Here is a 14,142-nt window from a genome sequence, read left to right as displayed (position 1 = left end):
GGGAATAGCTCAGTTGGTAGAGCACGACCTTGCCAAGGTCGGGGTCGCGAGTTCGAGTCTCGTTTCCCGCTCCAAATTCACAAAAACGCCGCTCAACAGAGCGGCGTTTTTGTTTGTGCGTTTTAAGCCAGATGTTTTAACGTTATATAAAGGAACGCCACTCTAAGAGCGGCGTTTTTTCATTTCAGGCTCGAGGCATCTGCGGCAATTCGTTTGCTCGCATGTCGAACACCAACACCTCTGCGTCAACCCCTGCGCTCAGGCTCAGAATCTGTTCTTCGCGTACACGCACGCCATCCCCTTCACCCAGTTGCTCGCCGTTGAGCACCACACTGCCACGGGCAACGTGTACGTAGGCATAGCGGTTGGCTGCCAGCTTCAGGGTCGCGCTTTCATCGCCATCGAACAGACCGGCATACACTCGAGCGTCCTGGCGCACCTTGAGCGCACCGTTCTCGCCTTCGGGCGAAATGATCAGTTGCAAGCGGCCGCGTTTCTGCTCCGGGCTGAAATGCCTCTCCTGATAGTCGGGCGCCGCGCCTGCAACATTCGGCACGATCCAGATCTGCAGAAAATGCACGCCCTCGGTCTGCGAATGGTTGAACTCGCTGTGTGCCACACCCGTGCCGGCGCTCATCAACTGCACGTCGCCAGGGCGAATCACCGAGCCAGTGCCCAGTGTATCCTTGTGTTCCAGCGCGCCTTCCAGCACATAGGAAAAGATCTCCATGTCCCGGTGAGGATGCTGACCGAAGCCTTTGCCTGCACTGACACGGTCGTCGTTGATCACCAGCAGGTCGGAAAAACCCTGTTCCTGCGGATTGCGATAGCCGGCAAAGGAAAAGGTGTGAAAGGATTTCAACCAGCCGTGGTCGGCTGCACCACGATCAGAGGCTTTGCGAAGAGTCAGCATGATTCTTTCTCCATCTATCGACGCTGCACATTCAGCAATCGATCACGTAGGAGCAAGAGTACGGCTTATCGACTGTCGCAATAAGTAGCTGAAATATGAATAACTGTCTCGCTGAGGTTGACAGTACCCAGCGCTGCGTTACGCTCTGCCGAACGCCATTAGCGCTTGATCAGGTCGCAACATATGAACCCTTTCGAAGACATGCGCATGTTCTGCCAGGTGATGGAGTCAGGCAGCCTGACCGCCGCGTCCGACAAGCTGGGCCTGTCCAAGCAGTTTGTCAGCCGGCGCCTGATGCAACTGGAGGAGCGGCTGGGCGTACGCCTGCTCAACCGTTCGACGCGACGTCTGGATGTCACGCCGTTGGGGCAGAGTTACTACGAATCCGCCCTGCGCCTGCTGGCCGAGCTGGAACAGGTGGAGCAGGGCATCGCCGGGCAGAACAACGAACCGCGTGGCACCTTGCGCGTGAGTGCGCCGCTGTCGTTTGCCGTTACGCACCTGGCGTGCCTGCTACCGCTGTTTTTGCAGCGCTATCGCGAGGTGGCGGTGGAAGTGGACCTGAGTGATCGTCCGGTGGATGTGATCAGCGAAGGCTACGACGTGGTGCTGCGTATCGGGGTGCTGGAAGATTCCAGCCTGATCGCCCGGCGCATTGCCTCGATCGACCGGGTGTATTGCGCCAGTCCGGCGTACCTGGCCGAGCGCGGCACACCACAAAGGCCCGAAGACCTGCACACCCATGATTGCCTGCCCTATGGCCACAGCCGTCAGGCGCAATGGCGTTTTCAGGGGCACGACAAGCCTTTGACCCTCAATGTCAGCGGGCGCATGCGTGCCAATAATGGCGAGTTGCTGAGGGAATCGGCGATTGCCGGGCTGGGCATCACCTATTTGCCGACCTTCATTGTTGGCGCGGCGTTGCGCGACGGCAGCCTGGTGCGGGTGCTGGAGGAGCTGCGCACCGAGCCCTTGACGCTGTCAGCGGTTTACCCGCAACACCGTCAGGCGTCGCGACCGGTGCAGGCATTCATCGAGTTTCTGCGCGAGCGTCTGGAGTCAGGCATTGAGCTGAATGATCGGCCAGCTTGAAGCAGGCTGGCGGCCGATCTGTTGATGATTAATTTGCATCTTAGGCTAGAACAAAAATGAATTTAGCTAATTTTTGTTCGGGTGTTAGGGTCGTTTCCGATCATTTCGATTTGCCCAATGCCTGTGGAGAACATACCTGTGCCAACGACCCTCGTCCTTTGGAGCCAACGCTTGCTGAAGGGGCTGGCGCTGGGCCTTGTGGCCTCGCTCAATACCCAGGCGGCCAATCTGATCGTCGGCGATCAGAGCTACAGCGCGCGTACCGTGATGGAAGCCGCCGGGGTGCTTGAGAATTTGCCTTACGAACTGGAATGGAAGCAGTTCACCGCAGGCTCGCCGGTCGCCGAGGCCTTGAACGTCGGCAGCCTGGACATCGGCTTGCTGGGTGATTCGCCTGCGCTGTTCATGGGCGCGCTGGGCGCTCCGATCAAGGTGATCGGAGTGTCACGGCAGAATCTCGACGGCGTTGCCATCGTTGTGCGCAAGGACTCGCCGATCAAGACCGTGGCGGATCTGGCGGGCAAGAAAGTCGCCATCTGGAAAGGTTCGTTCAGCCAGCAACTGATGCTCACTGCACTGGACAAGGCAGGTGTCGCCCGCGATGCCGTTGAATATCGCTACCTCAGCGCACTGGATTCCTCCCACGCGCTGGATGGCGGCTCGGTGGATGCGATTGCCACCTGGGAACCCTATGTGACTCAACAGGAGCGGCAGGGCGCGCGGATTATCGCCACTGCCGAGGGCTTGATTCCTGCGCAAAGCTTCATCGTCGCCAACGATCAGGCGATCAAGGACAAGCGTACTCAGATCAGCGATTTCCTGCAGCGCCTGCAGGCCGCCCGCGCCTGGTCGGTCAGCGATCCGCAGCACAATGAACGCTATGCCAACGCCTGGGCCGCGCTGACCAAGGCCGATGCCGAGGTGGCTCGGCGCTGGTTCTCCCGTGCTCAGGTGGTGGTCGTGCCGATCACTGCACAAGTAGTTGCCGGTGCGCAGCAGACCATCGATTTTTTCAACAACGCGGGGCTCACCAAGCGTTATCCTGCTGCCAGCGTGTTTGACGAGTCGTTCAGTGCAGCACTGGCCGATCAGGCGCAGGCCGCGCGCTGACCGAGCGCCTGCCACTGCGCTTATCCGGGGGCCTTCACCATGAGTTTCACATCACTGCATTGGGGCGCTTATCGTCCACAAGTCGAGGGCGGCAAGTTGGCCGGGCTGCTGCCTGCAGAATGGGATAAGGACCCTTCTCCGATAGGCGATTCGGTTGCCGACGCCATTACCTCACCGACCCGCATCAGGCGCCCGGCGATACGCCGCAGTTTTCTTCAGCAGGCCGGTGGACGACCCGATCTGCGTGGTCAGGAGCCGTTTGTCGAGGTCTCCTGGGACGTCGCGCTGGATCTGGTCGCCAGCGAGTTGCAGCGAGTCAGGCACGAACACGGCAATCAGGCTATTTTTGGCGGCAGCTACGGCTGGGGCAGCGCGGGGCGCTTTCATCACGCACAAAGCCAGTTGCATCGCTTCCTCAACTGCATCGGCGGTTATGTGTTCAGCACCGACAGCTACAGCCTGGGTGCCGGGCGGGTGCTGATGCCGCACATCGTCGGCAACATGGACTGGCTGCTGGCGGCGCATACCTCGTGGAAGAACCTGGCCGAGCATTGTGAGCTGTTCGTCGCGTTCGGTGGCTTGCCCGCCAAGAATGCGCAGACCAGCCCCGGCGGTGCCAGCGACCATCTGTTGGGCGACGCGCTGCGACGCATGTCCGACGCGGGCGTGCAGTTCGTCAATGTCAGCCCGCTGCGTGACGATCTGGTTGGCCCGACGCATAACCAGTGGCTGGCGGTACGTCCCGGCAGCGACACGGCGTTGATGATGGCGCTGTCCTGGGTGTTGATCAGCGAAGGGCTGCACAACGAGGATTTCGTCCAGCGCCATACCGTGGGCTATGAGCGTTTTCGCGATTATCTGCTGGGCCACACCGATGGCCAGCCGAAAGACCCGCGCTGGGCCGAGGCGTTTACCGATATTCCTGCGCAGCAGATTGTCGAGCTGGCACGACGCATGGCCAGCAAGCGCACCATGATCAACGTCGCCTATTCATTGCAGCGCTCGATACACGGCGAGCAACCCTTCTGGATGACGGTGACCCTGGCCGCGCTGTTGGGGCAGATCGGTTTGCCCGGTGCCGGTTTCGGCCTGGGATATGGTTGCATGAACAACACCGGCAGTGGCCGCAAGGCGTTCTCGGGGCCGCGCTTTTCCCAAGGCAGCAACCCGGTCACGGACTTCATTCCGGTCGCGCGGGTGACGGATATGCTGCTCAATCCCGGCACACCCTTCGATTACAACGGACAGCAGCGCACGTACCCGGACATTCGCCTGGTGTACTGGGCGGGTGGCAATATCTTTCACCACCATCAGGACCTCAATCGGCTGCTGGAGGCGTGGCAGCTGCCGCAAACCATCATCGTTCACGAACAGTTCTGGACCGCCCAGGCGCGCTATGCCGACATCGTACTGCCGGCCACCACGGCTCTGGAGCGCAATGACATCGGCAGTTCGGCCTCCGACCGCTTCATGATCGCCATGCAGCAGGCGATCGAGCCGGTGGGCGAATCGCGTGACGACTACTCGATCCTGGCCGCGCTGGCCGAGCGACTGGGGGTGGCACAGGCGTTTACCGAAGGCCGGGATGCCCAGGAATGGCTGCACTTTATCTACGACGAGTCTCGGCAACGGGCCGAAACGTTTGGCATCACCCTGCCGGAGTTTGAGCAGTTCTGGCGTGACGGTTTACTGGAAATAGACTACCCGTACACCGACAACATACTGCTCGAATCCTTTCGCCAAGACCCAGACGCGCATCCGTTGCCGACACCGTCCGGGCGCATCGAAATTTTCTCCGAGCGCATCGCAGGCTTTGGCTATGCCGATTGCCCCGGTCACCCGGTGTGGCTGGAGAAGCCTCGGCCAACCCACGCGCTGCACTTGCTGTCCAACCAACCGAAAACCCGTCTGCATAGCCAGTACGACCACGGCAGTTACAGTCGCTCCTCGAAAATTCAGGCGCGCGAGCCGCTGACCCTTAATCCGCTGGATGCTCGCGCACGCGGACTGGTCGATGGCGATGTGGTCAAGGTGTTCAACGAGCGGGGCGCGTTTCTGGCCGGGGTGATCGTCTCGGACGGCATTCGCCCCGGCGTAGTGCAGATTGCCACCGGGGCCTGGTTCGACCCGCTGGTGCACGGCGAACGGGGCAGCCTGGAAAAACACGGCAACCCGAATGTGATCACTGAAGATGTGGGCGCCTCCAGCCTGTCGCAGGGCTGTGCAGCGCAGACGGCATCGGTGGACATCGTCAAATGGGACCAGGATCTGCCGCCGGTGACGGCGTTCGAACCGCCTTCACTGCTCTGACAGGGGGTTAATGGTCTTTGCTGCGCGCCGCAAAGGCCGCCTTGCCCACGCCCGTCAGTACTGCGTCGTTCTGTGGGGTGTGCACCCGACCGCACAGGACGTTGCGGTAGTGGCGCTGCAATGGGTTGCTGCGTGACAGTCCCGGATTTCCCGAAGCCTCGATGGCCAGCTCTACCGCGCGGATGGCGTTGCCGGTCACCAGGTATTTGATCTGCCCGGCGTGCTGGGCAGGTGTGTGCCCGTGGGCAGCCGATTGCAACAGGCTGCAATTGGCGAACAGCAGGGTATCGATCTGCCCGACGGTTTCCTGAAAGCGCGGCAAGGTCGACAGCGACGCGCCGAGGTTGGAGGGCGTGCGCTGTTCCAGCCAGTGCACCAGCCAGTCGCGGGCGGATTGAGCGATGCCGTCGTAGACCGACGACAGCAGCACCGACATCCACAGCAGGCCCGATCCATCCAGTTCGGATTGTGGGGCGCTCCACGGGCTGACGCTGACGGCGTGATCAAGTGGCACCAGCACGTTGTCGAATCTGACTTCGTGGCTGCTGGAGGCGCGCATGCCCAGATGATCCCAGTCCTCAACGACGGTGATGCCCGGCGTGTCCTTGTGGACCAGCCAGCTGCCCACCAGCGGGTCATCGTCATCGCTGCGCGCCCACACGGCAAACCAGGTCAGACCGTGGCTGCCGGTGGAGTAGATCTTGCTGCCGCTGATGCGCCAGCCTTGAGCGGTGCGGCGTGCGATGGTGCCTGGCAGGCCACCCCGCGCGGGCGTTCCCAGATCGGGCTCGACGCGCAGAGCGTTGATCAACGCGCCCTCGCGCACGGCTTGTTCGGCCACTTGCACGCGCAGATGGCTTGGCCAGTTGCGGTTCTCCTGCAGCCTTGAATGCTGCAGGTATTGCATGACCAGAATCAGCGCCGTCGACGGCTCTCCCCTGGCCACCGCACTGATCACCTGTTGAGCACGGGGCAAGTCGGCACCGCCGCCGCCCAGTTCGGTCGGAACGGTCAGGCCAAGCAGGCCGTGAGCGTGCAGCAACTGGAAGTTGGCATGGGGAAATTGCGCGCTGATGTCGTATTGCTCGGCGGTTTCGGCCAGTGCTGCGGTCAGTTCCGCCAGCCGTTTGCTGAAGTCCTCGTCGGACTCGGGCGCGTTATGCAACTGGCGCGGGATAGGGCGCAGGGGCGAGAGTGTCATGCGGTGTCCTTGTCGCAGCGTTTATGGGGCGGTGGCCTGCGCGATCTGCGCGCGCGACGCGTTGAAGCTTTTGTCGAAGCCTGTCGAAACGTCGATCCGTTTGCTCAGGATGCCTTCAGCCAGGTAAGTGTCGGCCGTGTTTTGCAGGCCTTGGACAATCTGATCGTCAATCGGCGTACGTTGCATTTTCGTCGCCTTGGCTACCGCCAGATGCACCGCCAGGGGCAGGCCGGTGACTTTCGCCTGGGCCGCTGCGTACTCCTCGGGATGGGCGTTGGACCAATTGAAGGCGCGTTCCACACGCGCAACGAAATCGTCCAGTTGCGCGCGCTTGCCTTCGATGGCCTTGCTGGTTGCGGCAAGGTAGAGGTGGTTGCTCAGCAGCTCGCTGCCGCTGACCAGCACCCGCGCGTCGCTTTGCGTGATGGAGATCGTGGTGTACGGGTCCCAGGTCGCCCAGGCGTCCGCATCGCCACTGTCCAGCAGCAGACGCGATTCACTGGGTAGCAGATTGATGAAAGTGACGTCACTTGTTTTCAGCCCGGTCTCATGCAGGGCGCGGATCGCCAGATAATGGCCGATGGAACCGCGTCCGGTAACGATACGCTTGCCCTTGAGGTCGGCAACGGTCTTGATCGGCGAGTCCTTGGGCACCAGCACAGCGGTGGTGAAGCGGCCCTGGGCATGGGTGATGCTGACCACTTTCAGGGGGGCACCCGCGCCCAGAGCGAATACATAAGGCGCATCACCCAGCGCACCGATATCCACCGCGCCCGCATTCAGTGCCTCTCCCAGCGGGCTTGCCGAGGGGAATTCGGAAAACTGGATCTCGTAAGGCACGTCTTTGAGCTCTCCGGAGACCTGCAGCAGGATTTTCAGCAGCGACTTTTGATTGGCGACCAGCAGCGGCGCCTGCTCGGCAGCCAGCACCTGCTGACCTGCCAGCAGGCTGAGCAGTGCGCCCAGCAGCAGGCTTTTAAAGGGGCGGGCGGATTTGAAAAAAAGCAGCATCGAGGTGTTTCTCCATTGAGTTGATTGGTCTTCCAGACACCCATCGTTCCTCACGCAGAGCATTGGCACGATGGTCGTTTGTCCGCTCAAATCACATAAAACCCGTGTGTGCCGTCACGTCCCAGCTGCTCCACCAGGCCGAATTCCCAGTCCAGATACGCCTGCATGGCTTCGCGCGGGGCGTCGGTGCCTTCGTACGGGCGGCGGTAGCGATCGATGCGTGGCGAGGCCAGTCGGCTTTCGCCGTGTTCCAGCGGCAGACCGGCCTTGATCCAGCTGGCGGTGCCGCCTTCGAGCAGAAACACCGGCTTGTCGGTCAACGCTTCGAGGTCGGCTACGGCAAAGCGCGCCAGACGGCTGCTGCTGCAGGTCAGAACATAACGGTCAGCGGGTGGCAGCTTGCCCAGCGCCTGTTTGAGGTCGGCGCGCAAGGTCCACCAGGCACCGGGAATGTGCTGTTTGACATAGTTGGCGCTGGCGGTGAAATCCAGCACCGCCACGTTGACCTGTGTCTGCCAGTGGGCGAGGGTCTCGACGCTGATCGCCTCCACCTGCGGTGGCGTCGGGAAGGGCGCGTCCCAGTCGCCCTGTTCGCTGAAGTCGGCTGCATCCAGGTCATCGAGCACCGAAACGTCCCAACCCAATTGCGCCAGCCAGGACGCCGACATGTTGGCGCGTACGCCGTCGTCGTCCAGCAGAGCGATTCGCGCACCGCGGACGCTGGCGAAATGATCGGTTTCCTGCACCAGTTGCCCGCCCGGTGTAGAGCGCGCGCCGGGCAGATGGCCTTTGGCAAACTCTTCCGGGGTGCGGACATCGAACAGGTAAGTGGTGCGTGACGCATCGGCTTGCCAGTTTTGCAGATCAGCACGGCTGGCACGTTTGACGCTGGCGCGATCGGCCACTTTGCGTGCATCGGCACTGGCGGTTTCGCGGGTCTCTTCACTGACGGCCGCAAAGCGCCGGTTCTGGCCATGGTCCAGCGTCTGGCCGGCCAACAGCCAGCCAATCGTGCCATTGCGCAGCGCGTTGATCGGATTGGGCAGGCCCGCGTTGACCAGTGACTGGGTGCCGATGATGCTGCGCGTGCGACCGGCACAATTGACGATGATTCGAGTAGTGGGATCCGGTGCCAGCTCACGTGCCCGCAGCACCAGTTCGGCGCCCGGTACGCTGATGCCGCCGGGAATGCTCATGGTCTGGTATTCGTCATAGCGCCGGGCATCGAGCACCACCACGTCGGCATTGCTGTCGAGCAGGCGCTTGACCTCTTCTGCGGCCAGCGACGGGGTGGCGCGGTGATGCTCCACCAGCTCGCCAAACGCCTTGCTCGGCACATTCACGTCGATGAACAGTTCGCCGCCAGCCGTGCGCCAGCCCTGCAGGCCGCCGTCGAGCAGCTTCACGTTGCTGTAGCCCAGTGTCTGCAGGCGTTGCAGGGCGACCTGCGCCAAGCCTTCGCCATCGTCGTACAGGGTCACGGCAGTGTCGCGTCGCGGAATGCGGGAGAAAACCTCCAGCTCCAGCTTCGACAGCGGGATGTTCACGGCAAACAGTGGATGAGCCTGGGCAAAGGGGGCCTCTTCGCGGACATCTACCAAGGCCAGCTCCTGGTGGTCCAGCAAGGCCTGGCGAATATCGGCGAATGATCGGGTGGCAGATGTGGTCATGGGGTCGGGCTCCCTGTTGGCTGATCCTGATGGGCAGTGGCTGCGGCGTTCGAATAGCCGGAAATGAACAGTTTTTCGGTGCCGTCGAGGTCATAGACCGCACGCTTCACGGTGCCGATATCGGCGCCGTAAACGTGGATGCTGATCGACACCTGATCGCTGAAGGCGTTGCTGACCTGATGAACATCGTTGCTGTGCGGTGACAGCGCCTCGACCTGGCCGGGTTGCAGGCGAATCGCCGGGCCGCTGGTTTCCAGGCGTCCTTGCGCGTTGCGAAGGTAACCCTGGGAATCTTCCGCGCCGCGCAACATGCCGATCAGCCCCCACACGCGATGGTCGTGAATCGGCGTGCGTTGCCCTGGCCCCCAGACGAAACTGACTACCGAAAAGCGCTGCTGTGGATCGACATGCAGCAAAAATTGCTGGTAGCGATTGGCATCGGGTACGGCGAACTCTTCTGCCAGCCAGTCATCGTGGCTGACCAGTTGCGCCAGCAGCTTGCCGCCGCGGCGCAACAGATCGCCTTCGTGCGGTTCGCTGCCAAGCAGTTCGGTGAGTGCATCGATAAAGGCCCCGAGTCGTTCCGGGTGTCGGTTCTGAGTCATGTCCATTTCCAGATCAAGGCCGGGCAATGGTTTGATATAAGCATAATATGGATATTTAATATGCTATTTTTTAATGATTAGGTTATAACGAAAACGTCTTTTACTTCTTTGTGGTAATCCGCGAAATCTACGCTCGGGCTATCCATGAGCGCCTGCTGGTACTATGCTTTTTCCCTATGTTTAATCTCTTCTTTATGTGCGGTCCGAATGAAAATTGATGATATCGATGCGTTCGTTGCAGTCATCCGCTGCCAGTCGATCAGCCACGCCGCTGAATCGCTGGACCTGACCCAGCCCGCCATCACGCGCCGGGTGCAGAATTTCGAGCAAGCCCTCGGGGTCGAGCTGTTCGACCGCAATACCAAGCCGCTCAAGCCGACCCCGATGGGTCTTCAGGTGTACCAGAAGTGCCTGGCAATCCTGCGCGAGATGGATTCGTTGCGCGAGCTGGTGGCCAGTGACACGCCGCCCAGCGGTCTGCTGCGTCTGGGCGTGCCACAAACCATCGGTGACGTGGTGCTGCTCGATGCGCTCAAGCAATTGCGTGGGGAATTTCCCGATCTGCGCGCCCAGGTCAGCACCGGTTGGGGCAGTCATCTGATCGGCAAGATCGAAAACGGCGAGCTGGATGCGGCGGCTGCACTGTTTCCGGCAGGCAAGATATTTCCGGACAACATCATTGGTCAGTCGATTGGCAAGATGGAGCTGGTGGTGGTCTGCGCCAAGGGCCTGGTGCCGAAAAAGCCCGGCAAGCTGGCAGACTGTTATGAGCAGGGCTGGGTGCTGAATCCGGACGGTTGCGGCTTTCGTGCAGGTTTGCAGCGCACGCTGACCGATCAGGGCCTGAGCATGAAGGTCAATCTGGAAACCTTCGGCACCGAGCTGCAACTGGGGCTGGTGGCCGATGGCATGGGGCTTGGCCTGGTGCCCAGGCCGTTGCTGGAACGAAGCGCGCACCGCGAGCAGTTGGTGGCGTTGCCGCTCAAGGACTTCAAGCCGGTGATGGACTTGTGGCTGTTCTACCCGCGCTTCCTGGGTAACCTGCAAGCGCCGGTCGAAGCCTTTGGCGCACTGGTGGCCCGGTCGCTCAAGCCGGTCTCGGCCGCCGCCTGAACACCGCATCGCGGGAAGGCGGTCTGGCGCTGGGCGTCAGACCGGCCCGCAGGATATAGGTTGAATCAGGCGACCTGTTCACGAGCCTGCTGTTCACGCTGCGCCACCAATGCGCGAGTCAGCGGGATCAGCTTCTTGCCGTAGTCGATGGCATCTTCCAATGGATCGAAGCCGCGAATCAGGAAAGTGGTAATCCCCAGGTCGTAGTAATCCAGCAGCGCTTCAGCGACCTGTTCCGGGGTACCGACCAGCGAGGTCGAATTGCCCTGGGCGCCGAGCAGGCCGGCAATGCCTGTCCACAGGCGCTTGTCCAGGCGCGATCCTTGTGCTGCGGCGGCCAGCAGACGGCGTGATCCTTCATTCGGTGGTTCGCGACGTACGAAGCCGTTGCGGTCTGCCAGGGCCTTGGCCTTTTCCAGAATGCTGTCGGCGCGTGCCCAGGCCTGTTCCTCGGTCTCGGCCAGAATCGGACGCAATGACAGGCTGAAACGAATGGTCCGCCCATGTCTGGCGGCTTCGGCGCGAACCTGTTTCACCACGTCACGGACCTGTTCGTATGTCTCGCCCCACAACGCATAGACATCGGCGTGTTTGCCGGCCACAGCAATTGCCGCTGCCGAGGAACCGCCGAAGTACAGAGGGATATGTGGCTGCTGCGGGGATTTGACCAGTGAGTGCGCACCCTCGAACTGATAGTAGGTGCCGTTATGATCGAACGGCTTGTCGCTGGTCCATTCCTGACGCACCACGCTGAGGTACTCGTCGCTGCGTGCGTAGCGTTCGTCCTTGCCGATGTGGCTGCCGTCGGCACGCAGTTCCTTGTCGTCACCGCCGGTGATGATATGCACGGCAGTGCGGCCGCCATTGAACACGTCCAGCGTCGCGAACTGCCGTGCCGCCACTGTAGGGGCGATGAAGCCCGGGCGATGGGCGACCAGGAACTTCAGTCTGGTAGTGACGCTGGCGGCATGCGCTGCGACCAGCGTGCTGTCCGGGCTGTTGGAGTGGTAGGCGATCAGTGCGCGATCAAAACCGGCATCTTCATGAGCCTTGGCCACGGTCTTCACGTAGTCGGGCTGGATGGTCGCGCCGTTGCGCGGGTGGATTTCAGAACCGGGTTGCGTGGCGATATAGCCAATGAATTCGATGCTCATGAAAACTCCTGCCAATGGTTGAGGTCCGTTCGACCTTGTCGAGAGGCACCATAAAGGCAAGGAGCAGACGCTGTGAAATTCGATTTCGGTCTAAGTTAATTATAAAAAATATGCATTATAGTATTGGCTGGTGATCAAATATTTTAACTATTAGCTTAGTTCTAAATCGAATTTCACGTGACGTTCTTATGCTCATAACATGGCCTTCATAATGCATCGGGTGCGCCTTGCCCGATTTGTCCAGGAAGGATGTACCCATGTCTGACACAACACTCATCCCCGCGGAACCCGGTTTTCTGGTGGTCAATAAACCCGCACAGGGCCGCGCCTCGCAACCGGGTCGCCCGCGCTGGCAAGTGCCGGGCTCTGTCTTGCGCCTACTCAGCCCGCTGGCGCTGTTGCTGCTCTGGGAACTGGCCTCACAAACCGGGCTGCTGCCAGTCCGCGTGATTGCCGCGCCGTCGCAGATCGGCGGTACGCTCTGGTCGATGATCGTCTCGGGCGAACTGGCTCAGCACTTGTGGGTTTCATTGCAACGGGCGCTGTTGGGCTTGAGCATCGGCGTCAGTATTGGCGTGGTGGCTGCGCTGGTGACCGGGCTTTCCCGACGCGGCGAAATCGTTCTCGACTCGCCCATGCAGATGATGCGCACCATTCCCTCGCTGGCACTGGTGCCACTGTTCATCCTCTGGTTCGGCATTGGCGAGTTCACCAAAGTGGCGCTGATCGTCATGGGCACCACCTTTCCGGTGTACCTGAACCTGTTCTCCGGCATCCGCAATATCGACCCGAAACTGATCGAGGCTGCCAACACGCTCGGGCTGAGCCGCCGCGAGCTGATCTGGCACGTCATCCTGCCCGGCTCGTTGCCTGCGTTTTTTGTCGGGCTGCGTTATTCACTGGGGATTTCGTGGCTGGCCCTGGTCTTTGTCGAGCAAATCAACACCACCGCTGGCATCGGTTATCTGGCCAGCGATGCGCGGGACTTCATGCGCACTGATGTAATCGTTATCTGCCTGTTGATCTACAGCGTCCTTGGCTTGGTGATCGACGGCATCATTCGTACGCTGGAGCGCTATGCGCTGGCCTGGCGGCCGACCTTCGTGAGGCATTGAAAACATGGCGACTCTCGATTTGCGCAACACTTCAACTGTCGCGCCCGAGGCAGGGCAGGCACCTGTGCAACTGCGCAACGTGGTGCGTCAGTTTGGCCGGCAACGGGTCATCGACGGGCTGAATCTGGACATTGCTCCAGGTGAATTTGTCGCCTTGCTCGGCGCCAGTGGCTCTGGCAAGACCACCTTGCTGCGCACCCTGGCCGGGCTGGACGAGATCGACAGTGGCGAACTGCGTGTGCCGGTGGCGCGGGCGGCGGTGTTTCAGGAGCCGCGCCTGATGCCGTGGAAAAGCGCCTGGAAAAACGTGGTTCTCGGCCTGCGCATCAACGATGCCAAGGCTCGGGCCGAAGCGGCCTTGACCGAAGTTGGCCTGGCGCATCGGCTGAATGCCTTTCCGGCCACCTTGTCCGGTGGCGAAGCGCAGCGTGTGGCGCTGGCGCGGGGGCTGGTCCGTGAGCCAAAACTGTTGCTGCTCGACGAGCCTTTCGCTGCACTCGATGCCCTGACGCGCATTCGCATGCATCAGCTGATCATCGACCTCTGGCGCAAGCACACCCCGGCGGTGCTGTTGGTGACGCACGATGTCGATGAGGCGATCCTGCTCGCGGACCGTGTCATCGTGCTGGCCGATGGCAGGATTGCCGATTACATTCGCGTCGACCTGCCGCGCCAGCGTGACAGCGGGCAGGCCGGGTTCCAGCTGATTCGCAGCCGCTTGCTGGGCTTGCTGGGCGTCAAGGTGCACGCGGCTGCCGATACTGCTCCGCAAGCGCCGGAACAGGACGTGACCCTCAGTGCGCTGCGTCGCTTCGCCAACGCTCGTTGATTCGGCGCACGCTGCGTAT

The 14,142-nt window shown here is 61.3% G+C and carries 12 protein-coding genes; 6 read left to right on the top strand and 6 right to left on the bottom strand.

The genetic code is table 11. The features are described from left to right. Positions 1-184: 184 nt before the first annotated feature. A complete protein-coding gene (locus ACW55A_RS26590) occupies positions 185-913 on the bottom strand; it encodes a pirin family protein (RefSeq protein WP_455809564.1) in 729 nt (242 codons plus the stop codon). A 183-nt stretch (positions 914-1,096) separates the two neighbouring features. Between ACW55A_RS26590 and ACW55A_RS26585 the strand changes: the two genes are divergently transcribed. From ACW55A_RS26585 to ACW55A_RS26575, 3 genes are all read left to right on the top strand, one after another. Continuing rightward, positions 1,097-2,005: a LysR family transcriptional regulator gene (locus tag ACW55A_RS26585; RefSeq protein WP_455809563.1), complete on the top strand. Its 909-nt coding sequence runs from the start codon at positions 1,097-1,099 to the stop codon at positions 2,003-2,005. 138 nt (positions 2,006-2,143) lie between these two features. Beyond that, the gene (locus ACW55A_RS26580) at positions 2,144-3,115 is read left to right on the top strand and encodes an ABC transporter substrate-binding protein (RefSeq protein WP_498811809.1); all 972 of its coding nucleotides are present in this window, start codon (positions 2,144-2,146) and stop codon (positions 3,113-3,115) included. A 39-nt stretch (positions 3,116-3,154) separates the two neighbouring features. Continuing rightward, the gene (locus ACW55A_RS26575) at positions 3,155-5,425 is read left to right on the top strand and encodes a molybdopterin guanine dinucleotide-containing S/N-oxide reductase (RefSeq protein WP_455809561.1); all 2,271 of its coding nucleotides are present in this window, start codon (positions 3,155-3,157) and stop codon (positions 5,423-5,425) included. Positions 5,426-5,432: 7 nt separating this feature from the next. Here ACW55A_RS26575 and ACW55A_RS26570 read toward each other — a convergent pair whose 3' ends face one another. From ACW55A_RS26570 to ACW55A_RS26555, 4 genes are all read right to left on the bottom strand, one after another. After that, positions 5,433-6,626 (bottom strand): acyl-CoA dehydrogenase family protein, encoded by a 1,194-nt coding sequence (locus ACW55A_RS26570; RefSeq protein ID WP_455809560.1) that lies wholly within the window; start codon positions 6,624-6,626, stop codon positions 5,433-5,435. 21 nt (positions 6,627-6,647) lie between these two features. Continuing rightward, positions 6,648-7,637, bottom strand: a complete 990-nt coding sequence (locus tag ACW55A_RS26565) for an ABC transporter substrate-binding protein (RefSeq protein ID WP_455809559.1) — start codon at positions 7,635-7,637, stop codon at positions 6,648-6,650. A gap of 86 nt (positions 7,638-7,723) precedes the next feature. Next, positions 7,724-9,307 (bottom strand): rhodanese homology domain-containing protein, encoded by a 1,584-nt coding sequence (locus ACW55A_RS26560; RefSeq protein ID WP_498811812.1) that lies wholly within the window; start codon positions 9,305-9,307, stop codon positions 7,724-7,726. After that, positions 9,304-9,912: a cysteine dioxygenase family protein gene (locus ACW55A_RS26555; RefSeq protein ID WP_003434491.1), complete on the bottom strand. Its 609-nt coding sequence runs from the start codon at positions 9,910-9,912 to the stop codon at positions 9,304-9,306. The genes ACW55A_RS26560 and ACW55A_RS26555 overlap by 4 nt, the downstream gene beginning before the upstream one ends. A gap of 207 nt (positions 9,913-10,119) precedes the next feature. On the opposite strand from ACW55A_RS26555, the gene ACW55A_RS26550 reads away from it, so the two are divergent. Continuing rightward, complete coding sequence (locus ACW55A_RS26550) at positions 10,120-11,025, top strand: LysR family transcriptional regulator (protein WP_003434494.1); 906 nt, start codon at positions 10,120-10,122, stop codon at positions 11,023-11,025. Positions 11,026-11,090: 65 nt separating this feature from the next. Here ACW55A_RS26550 and ACW55A_RS26545 read toward each other — a convergent pair whose 3' ends face one another. Beyond that, entirely contained in the window at positions 11,091-12,179 is a 1,089-nt protein-coding gene (locus ACW55A_RS26545) for an LLM class flavin-dependent oxidoreductase (RefSeq protein ID WP_046719154.1), read from the bottom strand. 257 nt (positions 12,180-12,436) lie between these two features. On the opposite strand from ACW55A_RS26545, the gene ACW55A_RS26540 reads away from it, so the two are divergent. Then, positions 12,437-13,294, top strand: a complete 858-nt coding sequence (locus tag ACW55A_RS26540; protein ID WP_248685635.1) for an ABC transporter permease — start codon at positions 12,437-12,439, stop codon at positions 13,292-13,294. Positions 13,295-13,298: 4 nt separating this feature from the next. Then, on the top strand, positions 13,299-14,123 hold the full coding sequence (locus ACW55A_RS26535; RefSeq protein ID WP_498811815.1) for an ABC transporter ATP-binding protein: 825 nt from the start codon (positions 13,299-13,301) through the stop codon (positions 14,121-14,123). The last annotated feature ends 19 nt before the right edge of the window (positions 14,124-14,142 follow it).

This window comes from Plantibacter cousiniae (nom. nud.), from assembly GCF_977070315.1.
This window is presented reverse-complemented; position numbering and strand designations above follow the sequence as displayed.